This window comes from Burkholderia sp. Cy-637 (assembly GCF_011753175.1).
In the GTDB taxonomy this organism is placed as follows: Bacteria; Pseudomonadota; Gammaproteobacteria; order Burkholderiales; family Burkholderiaceae; genus Burkholderia; species Burkholderia gladioli.
Window position 1 is genome coordinate 1 of sequence record NZ_VWWC01000015.1, and the last position, 12,745, is coordinate 12,745.

11 protein-coding genes are annotated in these 12,745 nt (G+C 68.9%); 9 read left to right on the forward strand and 2 right to left on the reverse strand.

Annotated features, from left to right (window positions below):
- Positions 1-91: 91 nt before the first annotated feature.
- The 9 genes from F3J10_RS06995 to ftsB all read left to right on the forward strand — a co-directional run bounded on the left by F3J10_RS06995 (position 92) and on the right by ftsB (position 11,248).
- On the forward strand, positions 92-1,345 hold the full coding sequence (locus F3J10_RS06995; RefSeq protein ID WP_025099068.1) for a lipoprotein-releasing ABC transporter permease subunit: 1,254 nt from the start codon (positions 92-94) through the stop codon (positions 1,343-1,345).
- Positions 1,338-2,090 (forward strand): lipoprotein-releasing ABC transporter ATP-binding protein LolD, encoded by a 753-nt coding sequence (lolD, locus tag F3J10_RS07000; RefSeq protein ID WP_017919667.1) that lies wholly within the window; start codon positions 1,338-1,340, stop codon positions 2,088-2,090. The genes F3J10_RS06995 and lolD overlap by 8 nt, the downstream gene beginning before the upstream one ends.
- 4 nt (positions 2,091-2,094) lie before the next feature.
- A complete protein-coding gene (locus F3J10_RS07005; protein WP_017919666.1) occupies positions 2,095-2,880 on the forward strand; it encodes a TatD family hydrolase in 786 nt (261 codons plus the stop codon).
- A 137-nt stretch (positions 2,881-3,017) separates the two neighbouring features.
- Entirely contained in the window at positions 3,018-5,510 is a 2,493-nt protein-coding gene (locus F3J10_RS07010; RefSeq protein WP_167241739.1) for a DNA internalization-related competence protein ComEC/Rec2, read from the forward strand.
- Between the two features lie 273 nt (positions 5,511-5,783).
- A complete protein-coding gene (locus F3J10_RS07015; RefSeq protein ID WP_025099064.1) occupies positions 5,784-6,593 on the forward strand; it encodes an alpha/beta hydrolase in 810 nt (269 codons plus the stop codon).
- A gap of 259 nt (positions 6,594-6,852) precedes the next feature.
- A complete protein-coding gene (locus tag F3J10_RS07020) occupies positions 6,853-8,514 on the forward strand; it encodes a CTP synthase (protein ID WP_166915325.1) in 1,662 nt (553 codons plus the stop codon).
- Positions 8,511-9,365 carry a 3-deoxy-8-phosphooctulonate synthase gene (kdsA, locus tag F3J10_RS07025; RefSeq protein WP_017919662.1) on the forward strand — a complete coding sequence of 285 codons (855 nt, stop codon included), beginning with the start codon at positions 8,511-8,513 and terminating at the stop codon, positions 9,363-9,365. The genes F3J10_RS07020 and kdsA overlap by 4 nt, the downstream gene beginning before the upstream one ends.
- A 97-nt stretch (positions 9,366-9,462) precedes the next feature.
- Positions 9,463-10,746, forward strand: coding sequence for a phosphopyruvate hydratase (eno, locus tag F3J10_RS07030; RefSeq protein ID WP_013698717.1), 1,284 nt, complete (start codon positions 9,463-9,465; stop codon positions 10,744-10,746).
- 82 nt (positions 10,747-10,828) lie between these two features.
- Entirely contained in the window at positions 10,829-11,248 is a 420-nt protein-coding gene (gene ftsB / locus F3J10_RS07035) for a cell division protein FtsB (RefSeq protein ID WP_166915327.1), read from the forward strand.
- Positions 11,249-11,360: 112 nt separating this feature from the next.
- On the opposite strand, the gene F3J10_RS07040 is transcribed toward ftsB, so the two are convergent.
- Together F3J10_RS07040 and hslO are read right to left on the reverse strand one after the other, a co-directional pair.
- Positions 11,361-11,720, reverse strand: coding sequence for a hypothetical protein (locus tag F3J10_RS07040; RefSeq protein ID WP_025099061.1), 360 nt, complete (start codon positions 11,718-11,720; stop codon positions 11,361-11,363).
- A gap of 51 nt (positions 11,721-11,771) precedes the next feature.
- The gene (gene hslO / locus F3J10_RS07045; RefSeq protein WP_025099060.1) at positions 11,772-12,722 is read right to left on the reverse strand and encodes an Hsp33 family molecular chaperone HslO; all 951 of its coding nucleotides are present in this window, start codon (positions 12,720-12,722) and stop codon (positions 11,772-11,774) included.
- Positions 12,723-12,745: the final 23 nt, after the last annotated feature.

Sequence of the window (12,745 nt, forward strand, 5' to 3'; positions counted from 1 at the left end):
GGCCGCCCGCCGCGCGCCGGCCCGCGCCCCCCGCGCGCGCCGGGCGATTCAGGGCCGGTGCCGGCCGCCGCAACCAGTGAAAAGGACAGGCTTGAAACTCCCGTACGAATGGCAGATCGGCTGGCGCTACACGCGCGCCGGCAAACGCACGACCGGCAACGGTTTCATCTCCTTCATCGCCGCCGTCTCGATGCTCGGCATCGCGCTCGGCGTGGCGGCCCTGATCGTGGTGCTGTCGGTGATGAACGGCTTCCAGAAGGAGGTGCGCGACCGCATGCTGTCGGTGCTGGCGCACGTCGAGATCTTCTCGCCGACCGGCTCGATGCCCGACTGGCAACTGACCGCCAACGAGGCGCGCCGCAACCCGGAAGTGATCGGCTCGGCGCCCTATGTGGAGGCACAGGCCCTGCTCACGCGCCAGGACGCCGTCAGCGGCGTGCTGCTGCGCGGCGTCGATCCGACGCTGGAGCCGCAGGTGACCGACATCGCCAAGGACATGAAGGCCGGCTCGCTGGCCGCCCTGCAGCCGGGCCAGTTCGACGTCGTGCTCGGCACCGCGCTGGCCAGCAATCTGGGCGTATCGGTCGGCGACAAGGTCACCATGTTCGTGCCCGAGGGCACCGTCACGCCGGCCGGCATGCTGCCGCGGGTGAGGCAGTTCACGGTGGTCGGCATCTTCGAGTCGGGGCATTACGAATACGACAGCACGCTGGCGATGATCGACATCCAGGACGCGCAGAAGCTGTTCCGGCTGCCGGCGCCGACCGGCGTCAGGCTGCGGCTCAAGGACATGCAGCGCGCGCCCGAGGTGGCGGTGCAACTGTCGCATTCGCTGTCGGGCGATCTCTATATCCGCGACTGGACCCAGCAGAACAAGACCTGGTTCTCGGCCGTGAAGATCGAGAAGCGCATGATGTTCATCATCCTGACGCTGATCATCGCGGTGGCCGCCTTCAACCTGGTGTCCTCGCTGGTGATGACGGTCACCAACAAGCAGGCCGACATCGCGATCCTGCGCACGCTCGGCGCGCAGCCCGGCTCGATCATGAAGATCTTCGTGGTGCAGGGCGTGACGGTGGGCTTCGTCGGCACGCTCTCTGGCGTGGCGCTCGGCAGCCTGATCGCCTGGAGCATCCCCTGGCTGATCCCGATGATCGAGCATGCCTTCGGCGTGCAGTTCCTGCCGCCCTCGGTCTACTTCATCAGCGAGCTGCCTTCCGAGCTGGTGGCCGGCGACGTGGCCAAGATCGGCGTGATCGCCTTCGTGCTGTCGGCGGTGGCCACCCTCTATCCGAGCTGGCGCGCCGCCAAGGTGCGCCCGGCCGAGGCGCTGCGCTATGAATGAGCGGCTCGCGCAACCGGCCATGAACCCGAACTCAACAGGAAACCCGCGCATGCGCGAAACCGTGCTCGAAGCCAGCGGCATCACCAAATCGTTCCAGCAGGGCGGGCTCGACGTGCGCGTGCTGGCCGACGCCTCCGTCACCGTCCATCGCGGCGAGAAGCTGGCGATCGTGGGCGCCTCGGGCTCGGGCAAGAGCACCCTGCTGCACGTGCTGGGCGGGCTCGACGAACCGGGCACCGGCGAGGTCTCGCTGCTCGGCAAGCCTTTCACGCGGCTCGGCGAGCGCGAGCGCAACGAACTGCGCAATCGCGCGCTGGGTTTCGTCTACCAGTTCCACCACCTGCTGCCCGAGTTCTCGGCGCTCGACAATGTCGCGATGCCGCTGCGGATCCGCCGGCTCAGCGCGGCCGAGGCGCGTCACGACGCGCAGGAGATGCTGGAGCGGGTCGGCCTCGGCCATCGCGCCCGGCATCGCCCGGGCGAGCTGTCGGGCGGCGAGCGCCAGCGCGTGGCCGTGGCGCGCGCGCTGGTCACCAAGCCGGCCTGCGTGCTGGCCGACGAGCCCACCGGCAATCTCGACGGCTCGACCGCCGACAACGTCTTCAACCTGATGCTCGAACTGTCGCGCACGCTCGACACCAGCTTCGTGATCGTCACGCACGATCCCGAGCTGGCCGGGCGCTGCGACCGCATCCTGCGGCTGCGCGACGGCGTGCTGCACGAGGAGCCGGCGGTGCCGGTCTGAGCCGATGTGGATCGACACGCACTGCCATCTCGATGCCGGTGAGTTCGACGCGGACCGCGAGGCCGTGGTCGATGCGGCGGCGGATGCGGGCGTGTCGGGCATCGTGATCCCGAGCATCGGGCGCGACAACTTCGAGACGGTGCGCGAGCTCGCGCATCGCACCGCCGGCGGCAGCTACGCGCTCGGCATCCATCCGCTCTACACGCCCGGCGCCCGCGACGAGGATCTCGACCGGCTGCGCATGGAGATCGAGGCGAGCCTGGACGATCCGCGCTTCGTCGCGATCGGCGAGATCGGGCTCGACTACTTCGTCGAGGGGCTCGACAACCCGCGGCAGGAGCACTTCTACTACGAGCAACTGAAGCTCGCGCGCGAATTCGAGCTGCCGGTGCTCTGCCACGTGCGCAAGTCGCAGGATCGCGTGCTGGCGGGGCTGCGGCGCTTCGGGGTGCGGCGCGGCATCGCCCATGCCTTCAACGGCAGCTTCCAGCAGGCCGAGGCCTTCATCGCGCAGGGCCTGCACCTGGGCTTCGGCGGCAACGTGACCTTCGAGCGTGCGCGGCAGATTCGCCGGCTCGCCGAGCAGTTGCCGATCGAGGCGCTGGTGGTCGAGACCGACGCACCCGACATCGCCCCCGAATGGATCTACAAGCAGCGCAACACGCCCGACCAGGTGCCGCGCATCGGCGAGGCGATCGCCGCCTTGCGCGGCAGCGAGCCCGAGGCCATCGCGCGGGCGACCACCGCCAATGCGCATGCGGCGATGCCCAGGCTGCGTCCGCTTTCCTGATTTCCCCGCCTGATTTTCCGTTCCTGACATAGCCCGTTCGGCCGGCTCGATCGCCGGATCGATCCGGCGCGCCTGTCGATCCGCATAATCGTCGGCGGGAGATGCCGAGCGTTCGGCGCGCGAGGGCCGACATGCCGATGCGGGAGATCTGGATCGCGTTCGCGCTGGGTGTCGTGATGCTGCAGCGGCAGGCGCGCCTGCCCGGCGTGGCCGAGGCGGGCGCGGCGCTGGGCGCGGTGGCGCTGTTGCTCGCGCTGATCGTGATGGTTCGGCGGGCGGCGTCGCCGCGCTTGGCGCGAGGCGTGACGATCCTGACCGTGCTCCTGCTGGCCGCGTTGATTGGTTATGGCTATGCCGCGATGCGCGCGCACCTGCGCCTGGCCGACGACCTGCCGCTCGAATGGCAGCGGCGCGAGGTGCTCGTCACGGGCGTGGTGCGCGGCCTGCCGGCGCGCGATGCGCAAGGGCAGCGCTTCCTGCTCGACGTCGACGGCCACGATACGGGGCTGCTCCGTTTTCCGGCGCGGCTGCGCCTGTCCTGGATCCGCTACGACCGGCGCGAGGCGGCGCCGCCCGAAGTGCGGCCCGGCGAGCGCTGGCGCCTGCGGGTGCGCCTGAAGCGTCCGCACGCCAATGCCAACGCCGGCTTGCGCGATGCCGAGGCGGCCTGGCTCGCGGGCGGGATTCGCGCGCTGGGTTACGTGTCCTCGTCGCGCGATGCCTCGCGTCTCGACGCGAGTCCACGGGACGCGGCCGCCGTGGTGGACCGGCTGCGCCATCGCGTGCGGGAGCGGATCCGCGCGGTGCTCGACGGCGCGCCGCATGCGGGCATCGTCATCGCGCTGGCGATCGGCGCGCAGGACGATATCGCCGAGCTCGACCGGCAGGTGCTGCGCGCCACCGGCACCAGCCACCTGGTGGCGATCTCGGGCCTGCATATCGGCATGGTCGGCGCGCTGGCCGCCTGGCTGGCTGCCGCGTTATGGCGGCGCGGCAGCGTGCGCGGCATGGCCTTGCCCCTGTGGCTGCCGGCGCCGCATGCCGGCGCCTGGGCGGCGATCGCGGGGGCGGGCTGCTACGCCGCGCTGGCCGGCTTCAACGTGCCGGCGCAGCGCGCCTGGTGGATGCTGGCCGTGGCCTGCCTGGCCTATTTGTCGGGCCGGTCGATCGCCCCCTCGACCACGCTCGCCGCGGCGCTCGGCTGCGTGCTGCTGGCCGATCCCTGGGCCGTGCTGATGCCGGGCTTCTGGCTGTCGTTCGGGGCGGTGGCGGTGATCCTGTTCGCGGTGTCGGGGCGCGCGGCGCGGCCCTGGCCGGCGGACGAGCCGGCTGCCGTGGAAGCGGGGGGCCTGGATCCGGGCGGCACGCGGCAGCACCTGCGCCGCGCGGCGGCGCGCCTGGTTCGTGTCGGCGCGAACGGCGCGCGCGTGCAATACGCCGTCACGCTCGGTCTCGCGCCGTTCACCGTGGTCTGGTTCGGCCAGGTTCCGCTGGCCGGCGCGCTGGCGAATGCGTTCGCGATCCCCTGGGTCGGCTCGCTTGTCACGCCGATCGTGCTGGCCGGCATGGCGTTGCCGGCGCCGCTCGACGCGCTGGCCTTGCGGGCCGCGCATGCGCTGCTCACCGCCATGTTCGCGCTGTTCGAGGCGATGCCGGCCGGGCTGGCGGCGGTGGCCGAGATGCCGTCGCCATCCTGGTTCGCCTTGCTCGCCGCGCTGGCGGGCACCGGCTGGGCGCTGATGCCGCGCGGCTGGCCCTTGCGCTTCGCGGCGCCGCTGGCCTGGCTGCCCTTGGTGCTGCCGCCCTCGCAGGCGCCGCCCGCCGGCGCGCTTCGGCTGACCCTGCTCGATGTGGGCCAGGGCCTGGCCGTGCTGGCGGAGACGGCGCATCACCGCTTGCTGTTCGACGCCGGCCCAGGTGCCGAATCGACCCGGGCCGGCGAGCGCATCGTCGTGCCCTTCCTGCGGGCGAAGGGCATCCGTTCGCTTGACACGCTGATGATCAGCCACGCGGATGCCGATCATGCCGGCGGCGCGGCCGCCGTGCTCGAGGCCTTGCCGGTCCGGCAACTGACCGGCGGCCTGCCGCGCGATAAGGCCTTGTGGGGGCTGGCGCGCGCGGCCGGGGTAGCGGACCGGCTGGCCTGCCGGGCCGGGCAGCGCTGGACCTGGGACGGCGTGCATTTCGCGGTGCTGTGGCCGCGTGCCGAACCTGACGCGGACGCGCCGAACGCGAGCTCCTGCGTGCTGCATGTCTCGGCGGGCGGCCGGGCGGCCTTGCTGACCGGCGATATCGACACCGGGGTCGAGCGCACGCTGGTGCGCGACGAGAGCGCGGCGCTGGCGGCCGAGGTGCTGGTGGTGCCGCACCACGGCAGCCGCACCTCGTCCTGGGAGCCCTTCGTCGACGCCGTCGCGCCGCGCGCGGCCTGGTTCCCGCTCGGTCACGCCAATCGCTTCGGGCACCCGCATCCGACCGTCTGGGCGCGCTACGCCGCCCGCAGCATCGAACTCGCGCGCAGCGATCGGGACGGCGCCGTGAGCGTGATGCTGAACGATCCGTCCGCGCCGGACGGGCTGCCTGTCGAGCGCTATCGCGAACGTCATCGGCGTTACTGGATGGCGCCGTGAGCGGGCAGAGACATCGCTGCGGATAGCCAGTAGAGGGAACCATCAAAGCGGCGAGGGCCGGCGCGATGCCAGGAAAATCAAGCGCTTATCCGATGATTTCGAAACGGCGCGGGGCAACGGCCGAGGCGCCGCCGCCGCGCTTCGCGATGGCGCGGCCCGGACGCGCTATGCTCGCTGCCATCGGCACTGGCGATCGCCTCCCCGCGCAGGCGGGGAGCGGCGAGCCCGGCCTCGACCCGGACCCACATGATGAAACCAGGAGACAGCGGCGACTTGAAGGACATCCTCCACTTCTCTCATGCGAACGGTTTTCCCGCGCCGATCTACCGGACCATCTTCGCCGAACTGGCCGACGACTACGACCTGCGCCATATCGACCGGATCGGCCACGACCGGCGCTACCCCGTGACGCGCGACTGGCCCCACCTGGTCGAGGAACTGCTGGAGGCGATCGGCCGGGACTACACGCGCCCGGTCTGGCTGGTCGGCCATTCGCTGGGCGGTTATCTATCCCTGATGGCGGCGCTGCAGAAGCCGCAATGGGTGAAGGGCGTGGTGATGCTCGACTCGCCCGTGATCGCGGGCTGGCGCAGCAGCGCGCTGCGCTTCAGCCAGTGGGCCGGCCTCGACGAGCGGCTCTCGCCGGCCGCGGCCACCCGCACGCGCCGCACCCGCTGGGCCGATCGCGAGGAGGCCTGGCGGCATTTCCACGAGAAGCCGGCCTTCGCGCGCTGGGACGAGCGGATGCTGGCCGACTACATCGACCACGGCATTCCGCAGACGGACCCCTCGGGCGAGCGCCGGCTCGCCTTCGATCGCGATATCGAATACATGATCTACCGCACCTTGCCGCACACGCTCGGCCCGCGCCTGGCGCACGGCGCGCCGGTGCCGGTCGGCTTCCTGGCCGGCACGCGCTCGCGCGAGGTGCGCCAGGTCGGGCTGGAGGCGACGCAGCGCGTCGCGCAGGGGCGCGTCGAATGGCTGGAGGGCTCGCACCTGTTCCCGATGGAGCGGCCGCTGGATACGGCGCGCGCTTTGCAGCGCATGCTGAATACGCTGCGTTCGGTGGAGGCGGCGTAGGCGGCGGTCGCGATGCGCTCGCGGCGATCGCGAGCGCCGCGGGCAGGGCGCTGGCGCCGCCGCGGAATCCGTCGATATGCCGTCGATGCGACGCCGATATGCGGGTGCTGGTGCCGTCGATGCGCCGCCGCGAACCGGCCGGCGCGGCCCGGCGGGCCGCTCTCCCGCGCCGCTCAAGGATAGGGCGCGATCGGCCCGCAATTGCTGAGAGATACGCGGTCTTTACGGTATAATCCGTTTTTCCCGCGAGCATCCAGCGATGACCAAATATGTATTCGTCACCGGCGGCGTAGTTTCCTCCCTCGGCAAGGGGATTGCCGCCGCTTCTCTCGCCGCGATCCTCGAATCGCGCGGTCTGAAAGTCACCCTCCTCAAACTCGATCCGTACATCAACGTCGACCCCGGCACGATGAGCCCGTTCCAGCACGGCGAAGTGTTCGTGACGGAAGACGGCGCGGAGACCGACCTCGACCTCGGCCACTACGAGCGCTTCATCAGCACCAAGATGCGCAAGGCCAACAACTTCACGACCGGTCAGATCTACGAGTCGGTGATCCGCAAGGAACGCCGCGGCGACTACCTGGGCAAGACGGTCCAGGTGATTCCGCACATCACCAACGAGATCCAGGCCTTCATCGAGCGCGGCGCGGCTTCCGCCACCTGCGGCGAGCCGGACGTGGCGATCGTCGAGATCGGCGGCACGGTCGGCGACATCGAATCGCTGCCCTTCCTCGAGGCCGCGCGCCAGATGAGCCTGCGCCTGGGCCGCAACAGCGCCTGCTTCGTGCACCTCACCCTGGTGCCGTTCATCGCCACGGCGGGCGAACTGAAGACCAAGCCCACCCAGCACAGCGTGCAGAAGCTGCGTGAGATCGGCATCTCGCCGCACGTGCTGCTCTGCCGTGCCGACCGTCCGATCCCCGACGACGAATCGCAGAAGATCTCGCTGTTCTCGAACGTGCCGGAAGACGCGGTGATTTCCGTGTGGGACGTCGACAGCATCTACAAGATCCCGCAGATGCTGCACGACCAGGGCATGGACCGCATCATCTGCGAGGAACTGAAGCTGACCGTGAAGGATGCCGACCTGGCCATGTGGGCCTCGCTGGTCGACAAGCTCGAGCATCCGAAGCACGAGGTCACGATCGGCATGGTCGGCAAGTACGTCGAGCTGACCGAGTCCTACAAGTCGCTGATCGAGGCACTGCGCCACGCCTCGATCCACACCTCGACCAAGGTCAATATCGAGTACCTCGATTCGGAAGAGATCGAGGCCAAGGGCGTCGACAGCCTCAAGCATCTCGACGCCGTGCTGGTGCCGGGCGGTTTCGGCCGTCGCGGTACCGAAGGCAAGATCGCGGCGATCCGCTATGCGCGCGAGTCCAAGGTGCCGTACCTCGGCATCTGCCTGGGCATGCAGCTGGCGGTGATCGAATTCGCGCGCGACGTGGTGGGCCTGAAGGACGCCAACAGCACCGAGTTCGATCCCGAGACGCCGAACCGCGTGGTCGCGCTGATCACCGAGTGGTACGACCGCGAAGGCAAGGTCGAGAAGCGCACCGAGGCATCGGACCTGGGCGGCACCATGCGCCTGGGCTCGCAGCGCTGCCCGATCAAGGCCGGCACGCTGGCCGAGGAAATCTACGGCAGCGACGTGAACGAGCGTCACCGTCACCGCTACGAGGTGAACAACCTCCTGGTGCCGCAGCTCGAGTCGGGCGGCCTGGTGATCAGCGCGCGCACGCCGAGCGAGGACCTGCCGGAAATGATGGAGCTGCCGCGCTCGATGCACCCCTGGTTCGTCGGCGTCCAGTTCCACCCGGAATTCACCTCCACGCCGCGTGACGGCCATCCCCTGTTCAAGTCGTTCGTCGAAGCCGCGCTCGCCAGCCAGCAGGCGCGTGCCGGAGTGAAAGCATGAAACTGGGCGATTTCGAAGTCGGCCTCGATCGGCCGTTCTTCCTGATCGCCGGCACCTGCGTCGTCGAATCGGAGCAGATGACGATCGACACGGCGGGCCGGCTCAAGGAAATCTGCGCGAAGCTGAACATCCCGTTCATCTACAAGTCCTCGTTCGACAAGGCCAATCGCAGCTCGGGCACCTCGTTTCGCGGCCCCGGCATGGACGAGGGCCTGCGCATCCTCTCCGAGGTCAAGCGCCAGCTCGGCCTGCCGGTGCTGACCGACGTGCACGAGGTGGACGAGATCGAGCCGGTCGCGGCGGTGGTCGACGTGCTGCAGACGCCGGCCTTCCTGTGCCGGCAGACCGACTTCATCCACGCCTGCGCGCGTTCGGGCAAGCCGGTCAACATCAAGAAGGGCCAGTTCCTCGCGCCGCACGACATGAAGAACGTGATCGACAAGGCGCGCGCGGCGGCCCGCGAGGCCGGCCTCTCCGAGGACCGCTTCATGGCCTGCGAACGCGGCGTCTCGTTCGGCTACAACAATCTCGTGTCGGACATGCGCTCGTTGGCGATCATGCGCGAGACCGGCGCGCCGGTGGTGTTCGACGCCACCCACTCGGTGCAGCTGCCGGGCGGGCAGGGCACCAGCTCGGGCGGCCAGCGCGAGTTCGTGCCGGTGCTGGCGCGCGCGGCGGTGGCCACGGGCGTGGCGGGCCTGTTCATGGAAACCCATCCGAACCCGGCCGAGGCGAAGTCCGACGGCCCGAACGCCGTGCCGCTGCATCGCATGGCCGCGCTGCTCGAGACGCTCGTCACGCTCGACGCGGCGGTCAAGCGCGCGCCGTTCCTGGAAAACGATTTCAACTAATGCATGAACTTGGCGGCGGTGGCGGACGTCTGTAGCAAGGTCCGCTTCGCCGGCACAGCCTTCACGACGGAATTCATCGTCATCCTCAGAGGAAATCATGAGTGCAATCGTAGATATCATCGGCCGCGAGATTCTGGATTCGCGCGGTAATCCCACCGTCGAGTGCGACGTGCTGCTCGAATCGGGCACGATGGGCCGCGCCGCGGTGCCGTCGGGCGCGTCGACGGGTTCGCGCGAGGCGATCGAGCTGCGCGACGGCGAAACCGGCCGCTACAACGGCAAGGGCGTGCTGAAGGCGGTCGAGCATATCAACACCGAAATCTCCGAGGCGATCATGGGCCTCGACGCGTCGGAGCAGGCCTTCCTCGACAAGACGTTGCTCGAGCTCGACGGCACCGACAACAAGTCGCGCCTGGGCGCGAACGCGATGCTGGCCGTCTCGATGGCCGTCGCGAAGGCCGCCGCCGAAGAGGCCGGCCTGCCGCTGTACCGCTACTTCGGCGGCTCGGGCGCGATGCAGCTGCCGGTGCCGATGATGAACATCGTGAACGGCGGCGCGCACGCCAACAACAGCCTGGACATCCAGGAGTTCATGATCGTCCCGGTCAGCCAGCCGACCTTCCGCGAAGCGCTGCGCTGCGGCGCCGAAGTGTTCCATGCGCTCAAGAAGATCCTGTCGGATCGCGGCATGAGCACGGCGGTGGGCGACGAAGGCGGCTTCGCGCCGAACTTCGGCAGCAACGACGAATGCCTGTCGACCATCCTCCAGGCGATCGAGAAGGCCGGCTATCGCGCCGGCGAGGACGTCCTGCTGGCGCTCGACTGCGCGGCCTCGGAGTTCTACCACGACGGCAAGTACCAGCTCGCCGGCGAAGGCCTGCAACTGTCGTCGGCCGAATTCGCCGACTACCTCGCCACGCTGGCCGACAAGTTCCCGATCGTCTCGATCGAGGACGGCATGCATGAAAGCGACTGGGACGGCTGGAAGCTCCTGACCGAGCGCCTGGGCAAGAAGGTGCAGCTGGTGGGCGACGACCTGTTCGTCACCAACACGCGCATCCTCAAGGAAGGCATCGAGAAGGGCATCGCGAATTCGATCCTGATCAAGATCAACCAGATCGGCACGCTGACCGAAACCTTCGCGGCCATCGAAATGGCCAAGCGCGCCGGCTACACGGCCGTGATCTCGCATCGCTCGGGCGAGACGGAAGATTCGACGATCGCCGATATCGCCGTCGGCCTGAACGCCGGCCAGATCAAGACGGGTTCGCTCTCGCGCAGCGACCGCATCTCGAAGTACAACCAACTGCTGCGCATCGAGGAAGATCTCGGCGATATCGCCAGCTACCCGGGCAAGTCGGCGTTCTACAACCTGCGCTAACGCGTTACTATCCGGTCTAGTCACCCGTGACGCCGCTTCGCGACCCTCGTGAAGCGGCGCTTCTTATATCTGCGGCTCGTACATGCGGCTTGTCACTGTCGTCCTGATCGCCTTGCTGGTGTTGATTCAGTACCCGTTGTGGTGGGGGCATGGCGGCTGGCTGCGCGTGCACGAATTGCGGCAGGAATTGCTCAACCAGACGCAGAAGAACGCCGACGAGAAGCTGCGCAACGAGCGGATCGCCGGCGAGGTGCAGGATCTGCAGAACGGCACGGCGGCGATCGAGGAGCGGGCCCGCTACGAGATGGGCATGGTCAAGGATGGCGAGGTGTTCGTGCAGTTCGTCTCGCCGAATTCGCCGGCGCCGATGGTGCCGAACCAGAATTCGACCGCCTCGCTGACCAACCATGGCGATACCAGCAGCGCGCCGGTGCGCGTGGTGCCGAACCCGGTGTCGCGGGCCAAGCCCGAGCGGCATCACGGGCGCGCCGAGCATCACTGACGGGCGAGAAGCTCGCGCCGGCTGGTAGCTGCGAGGCGGCGGAAACGAAAAAGCGCGACCCGAAGGTCGCGCTTTTTCATTGGCGAGGCGCTCGATCGACGGCCCGAGCGGCTTACCAGCCCCATCCCCAGCCGGGGTAGCCATAACCGACGCCAGTGCCCCAGCCGCGATTCCAGCCGCCGCCGTAATACCCGCCGTAGACGGTGACCGGCGTCGGCGCGTAGTAGGAATAGGCGCGCGCGGCGGCCTCGGCCGACATGATCTCGTTCTGCTCGCGCAGCACCTGCCGGTCGATCGCGTCGTAGCGCTGTTTTTCCGCGGCCGTGAGCGGCTGGGCCGTGGCGGTAGCCGCGCCGGGCTGGCCGTCGGGCAGGCGGCTCAGCACCGTCGAGGACGGCGGCACCGCGCAGCCGGCCAGCGTGAGCGCGACGAGGGCCGCCGGCAGCGAGAGTGACAGGGGCAGGGACTTCATGACGGCTTCTCCTTCTACCTTCTTCAAGGCACCCGCGGCGACGCGCGAGCCTCAGTGACGCTGTTCGCCGGCCGGCGCGACGCCGGCGCCGATTTCAGGCGTCACGAACAGTTGTTCGACGTCGACCGGGTCGAATTCATAACGCTCGTTGCAGTATTCGCAATGAATCTCGACATGGCCGCGTTCCTCGATCACGCTGTCCACTTCCTCGCGGCCCAGCATCCGCAGCATCCCGCCCACCTTCTCGCGCGAGCAGGTGCACTGGAAGCGCGTCGCGGCCGGTTCGAAGTGGCGAACGCTTTCCTGCCAGAACAGACGCCGAAACACCGTCTCGGGTTCCGTATCGAGCAATTCCTGCGACGAGAGCGTGCTGCCCAGCGTGCAGACACGCTCCCAGGTATCGAGGTCGGGCTCGTTGGCGGCCGGCACGATGCCGCCGTCGCCCGGCAGCTTCTGCAGCAGCATGCCGACCGCGCGCTCGCCGTTGGCGGCCAGCCACAGCCGCGTGTCGAGCTGCTCGGAATGGTGCATGTAGTGCTCGAGCATCTGCGCGACCGACTCGATCGGGCCGTCGTGGTCGTTGAGCGGCACGATGCCCTGGTAGGGCTGCTGGCCGGGTTTCTTGTCGGCCGGGTCGAGCGTGATCACGCAGCGGCCGTGGCCGCTGGCGTTGACCAGGTCGACGAAGGACATGCCTTCGCCGAGCGTGGCGGCGGTCGCGTCCGACAGCTTGGCGGTGGCGCGGATCGAGAGATCCGAGCCGCATTGCACCACCAGCATCTTGACCGGCCCGTCGCCGTAGATCTGCATGATGAGCGTGCCGTTGAACTTCAGGTTCGCGGACAGCAGCGCGCAGGCGGCCATCATCTCGCCGAGCACGTTGCGCACCGGCGCCGGGTAGTTGCGGCGCGTCAGCACCTCGCGCCAGGTGCTGCCCAGCGAGACGATCTCGCCGCGCACCGGTGCCGTGTTGAACATGAATTTCTGTAACTGGTCGCTCACTTCGGTTCCTCGATTGACGGGCA

Excerpts from the sequence above, each read along its gene's own strand:
- lolD (WP_017919667.1), top strand. The coding sequence starts at position 1,338 with ATGAATGAGCGGCTCGCGCAACCGGCCATGAACCCGAACTCAACAGGA.
- F3J10_RS07005 (WP_017919666.1), top strand. The coding sequence starts at position 2,095 with ATGTGGATCGACACGCACTGCCATCTCGATGCCGGTGAGTTCGACGCG.
- F3J10_RS07010 (WP_167241739.1), top strand. The coding sequence starts at position 3,018 with ATGCGGGAGATCTGGATCGCGTTCGCGCTGGGTGTCGTGATGCTGCAG.
- F3J10_RS07020 (WP_166915325.1), top strand. The coding sequence starts at position 6,853 with ATGACCAAATATGTATTCGTCACCGGCGGCGTAGTTTCCTCCCTCGGC.
- kdsA (WP_017919662.1), top strand. The coding sequence starts at position 8,511 with ATGAAACTGGGCGATTTCGAAGTCGGCCTCGATCGGCCGTTCTTCCTG.
- eno (WP_013698717.1), top strand. The coding sequence starts at position 9,463 with ATGAGTGCAATCGTAGATATCATCGGCCGCGAGATTCTGGATTCGCGC.
- ftsB (WP_166915327.1), top strand. The coding sequence starts at position 10,829 with ATGCGGCTTGTCACTGTCGTCCTGATCGCCTTGCTGGTGTTGATTCAG.
- F3J10_RS07040 (WP_025099061.1), bottom strand. The coding sequence starts at position 11,720 with ATGAAGTCCCTGCCCCTGTCACTCTCGCTGCCGGCGGCCCTCGTCGCG.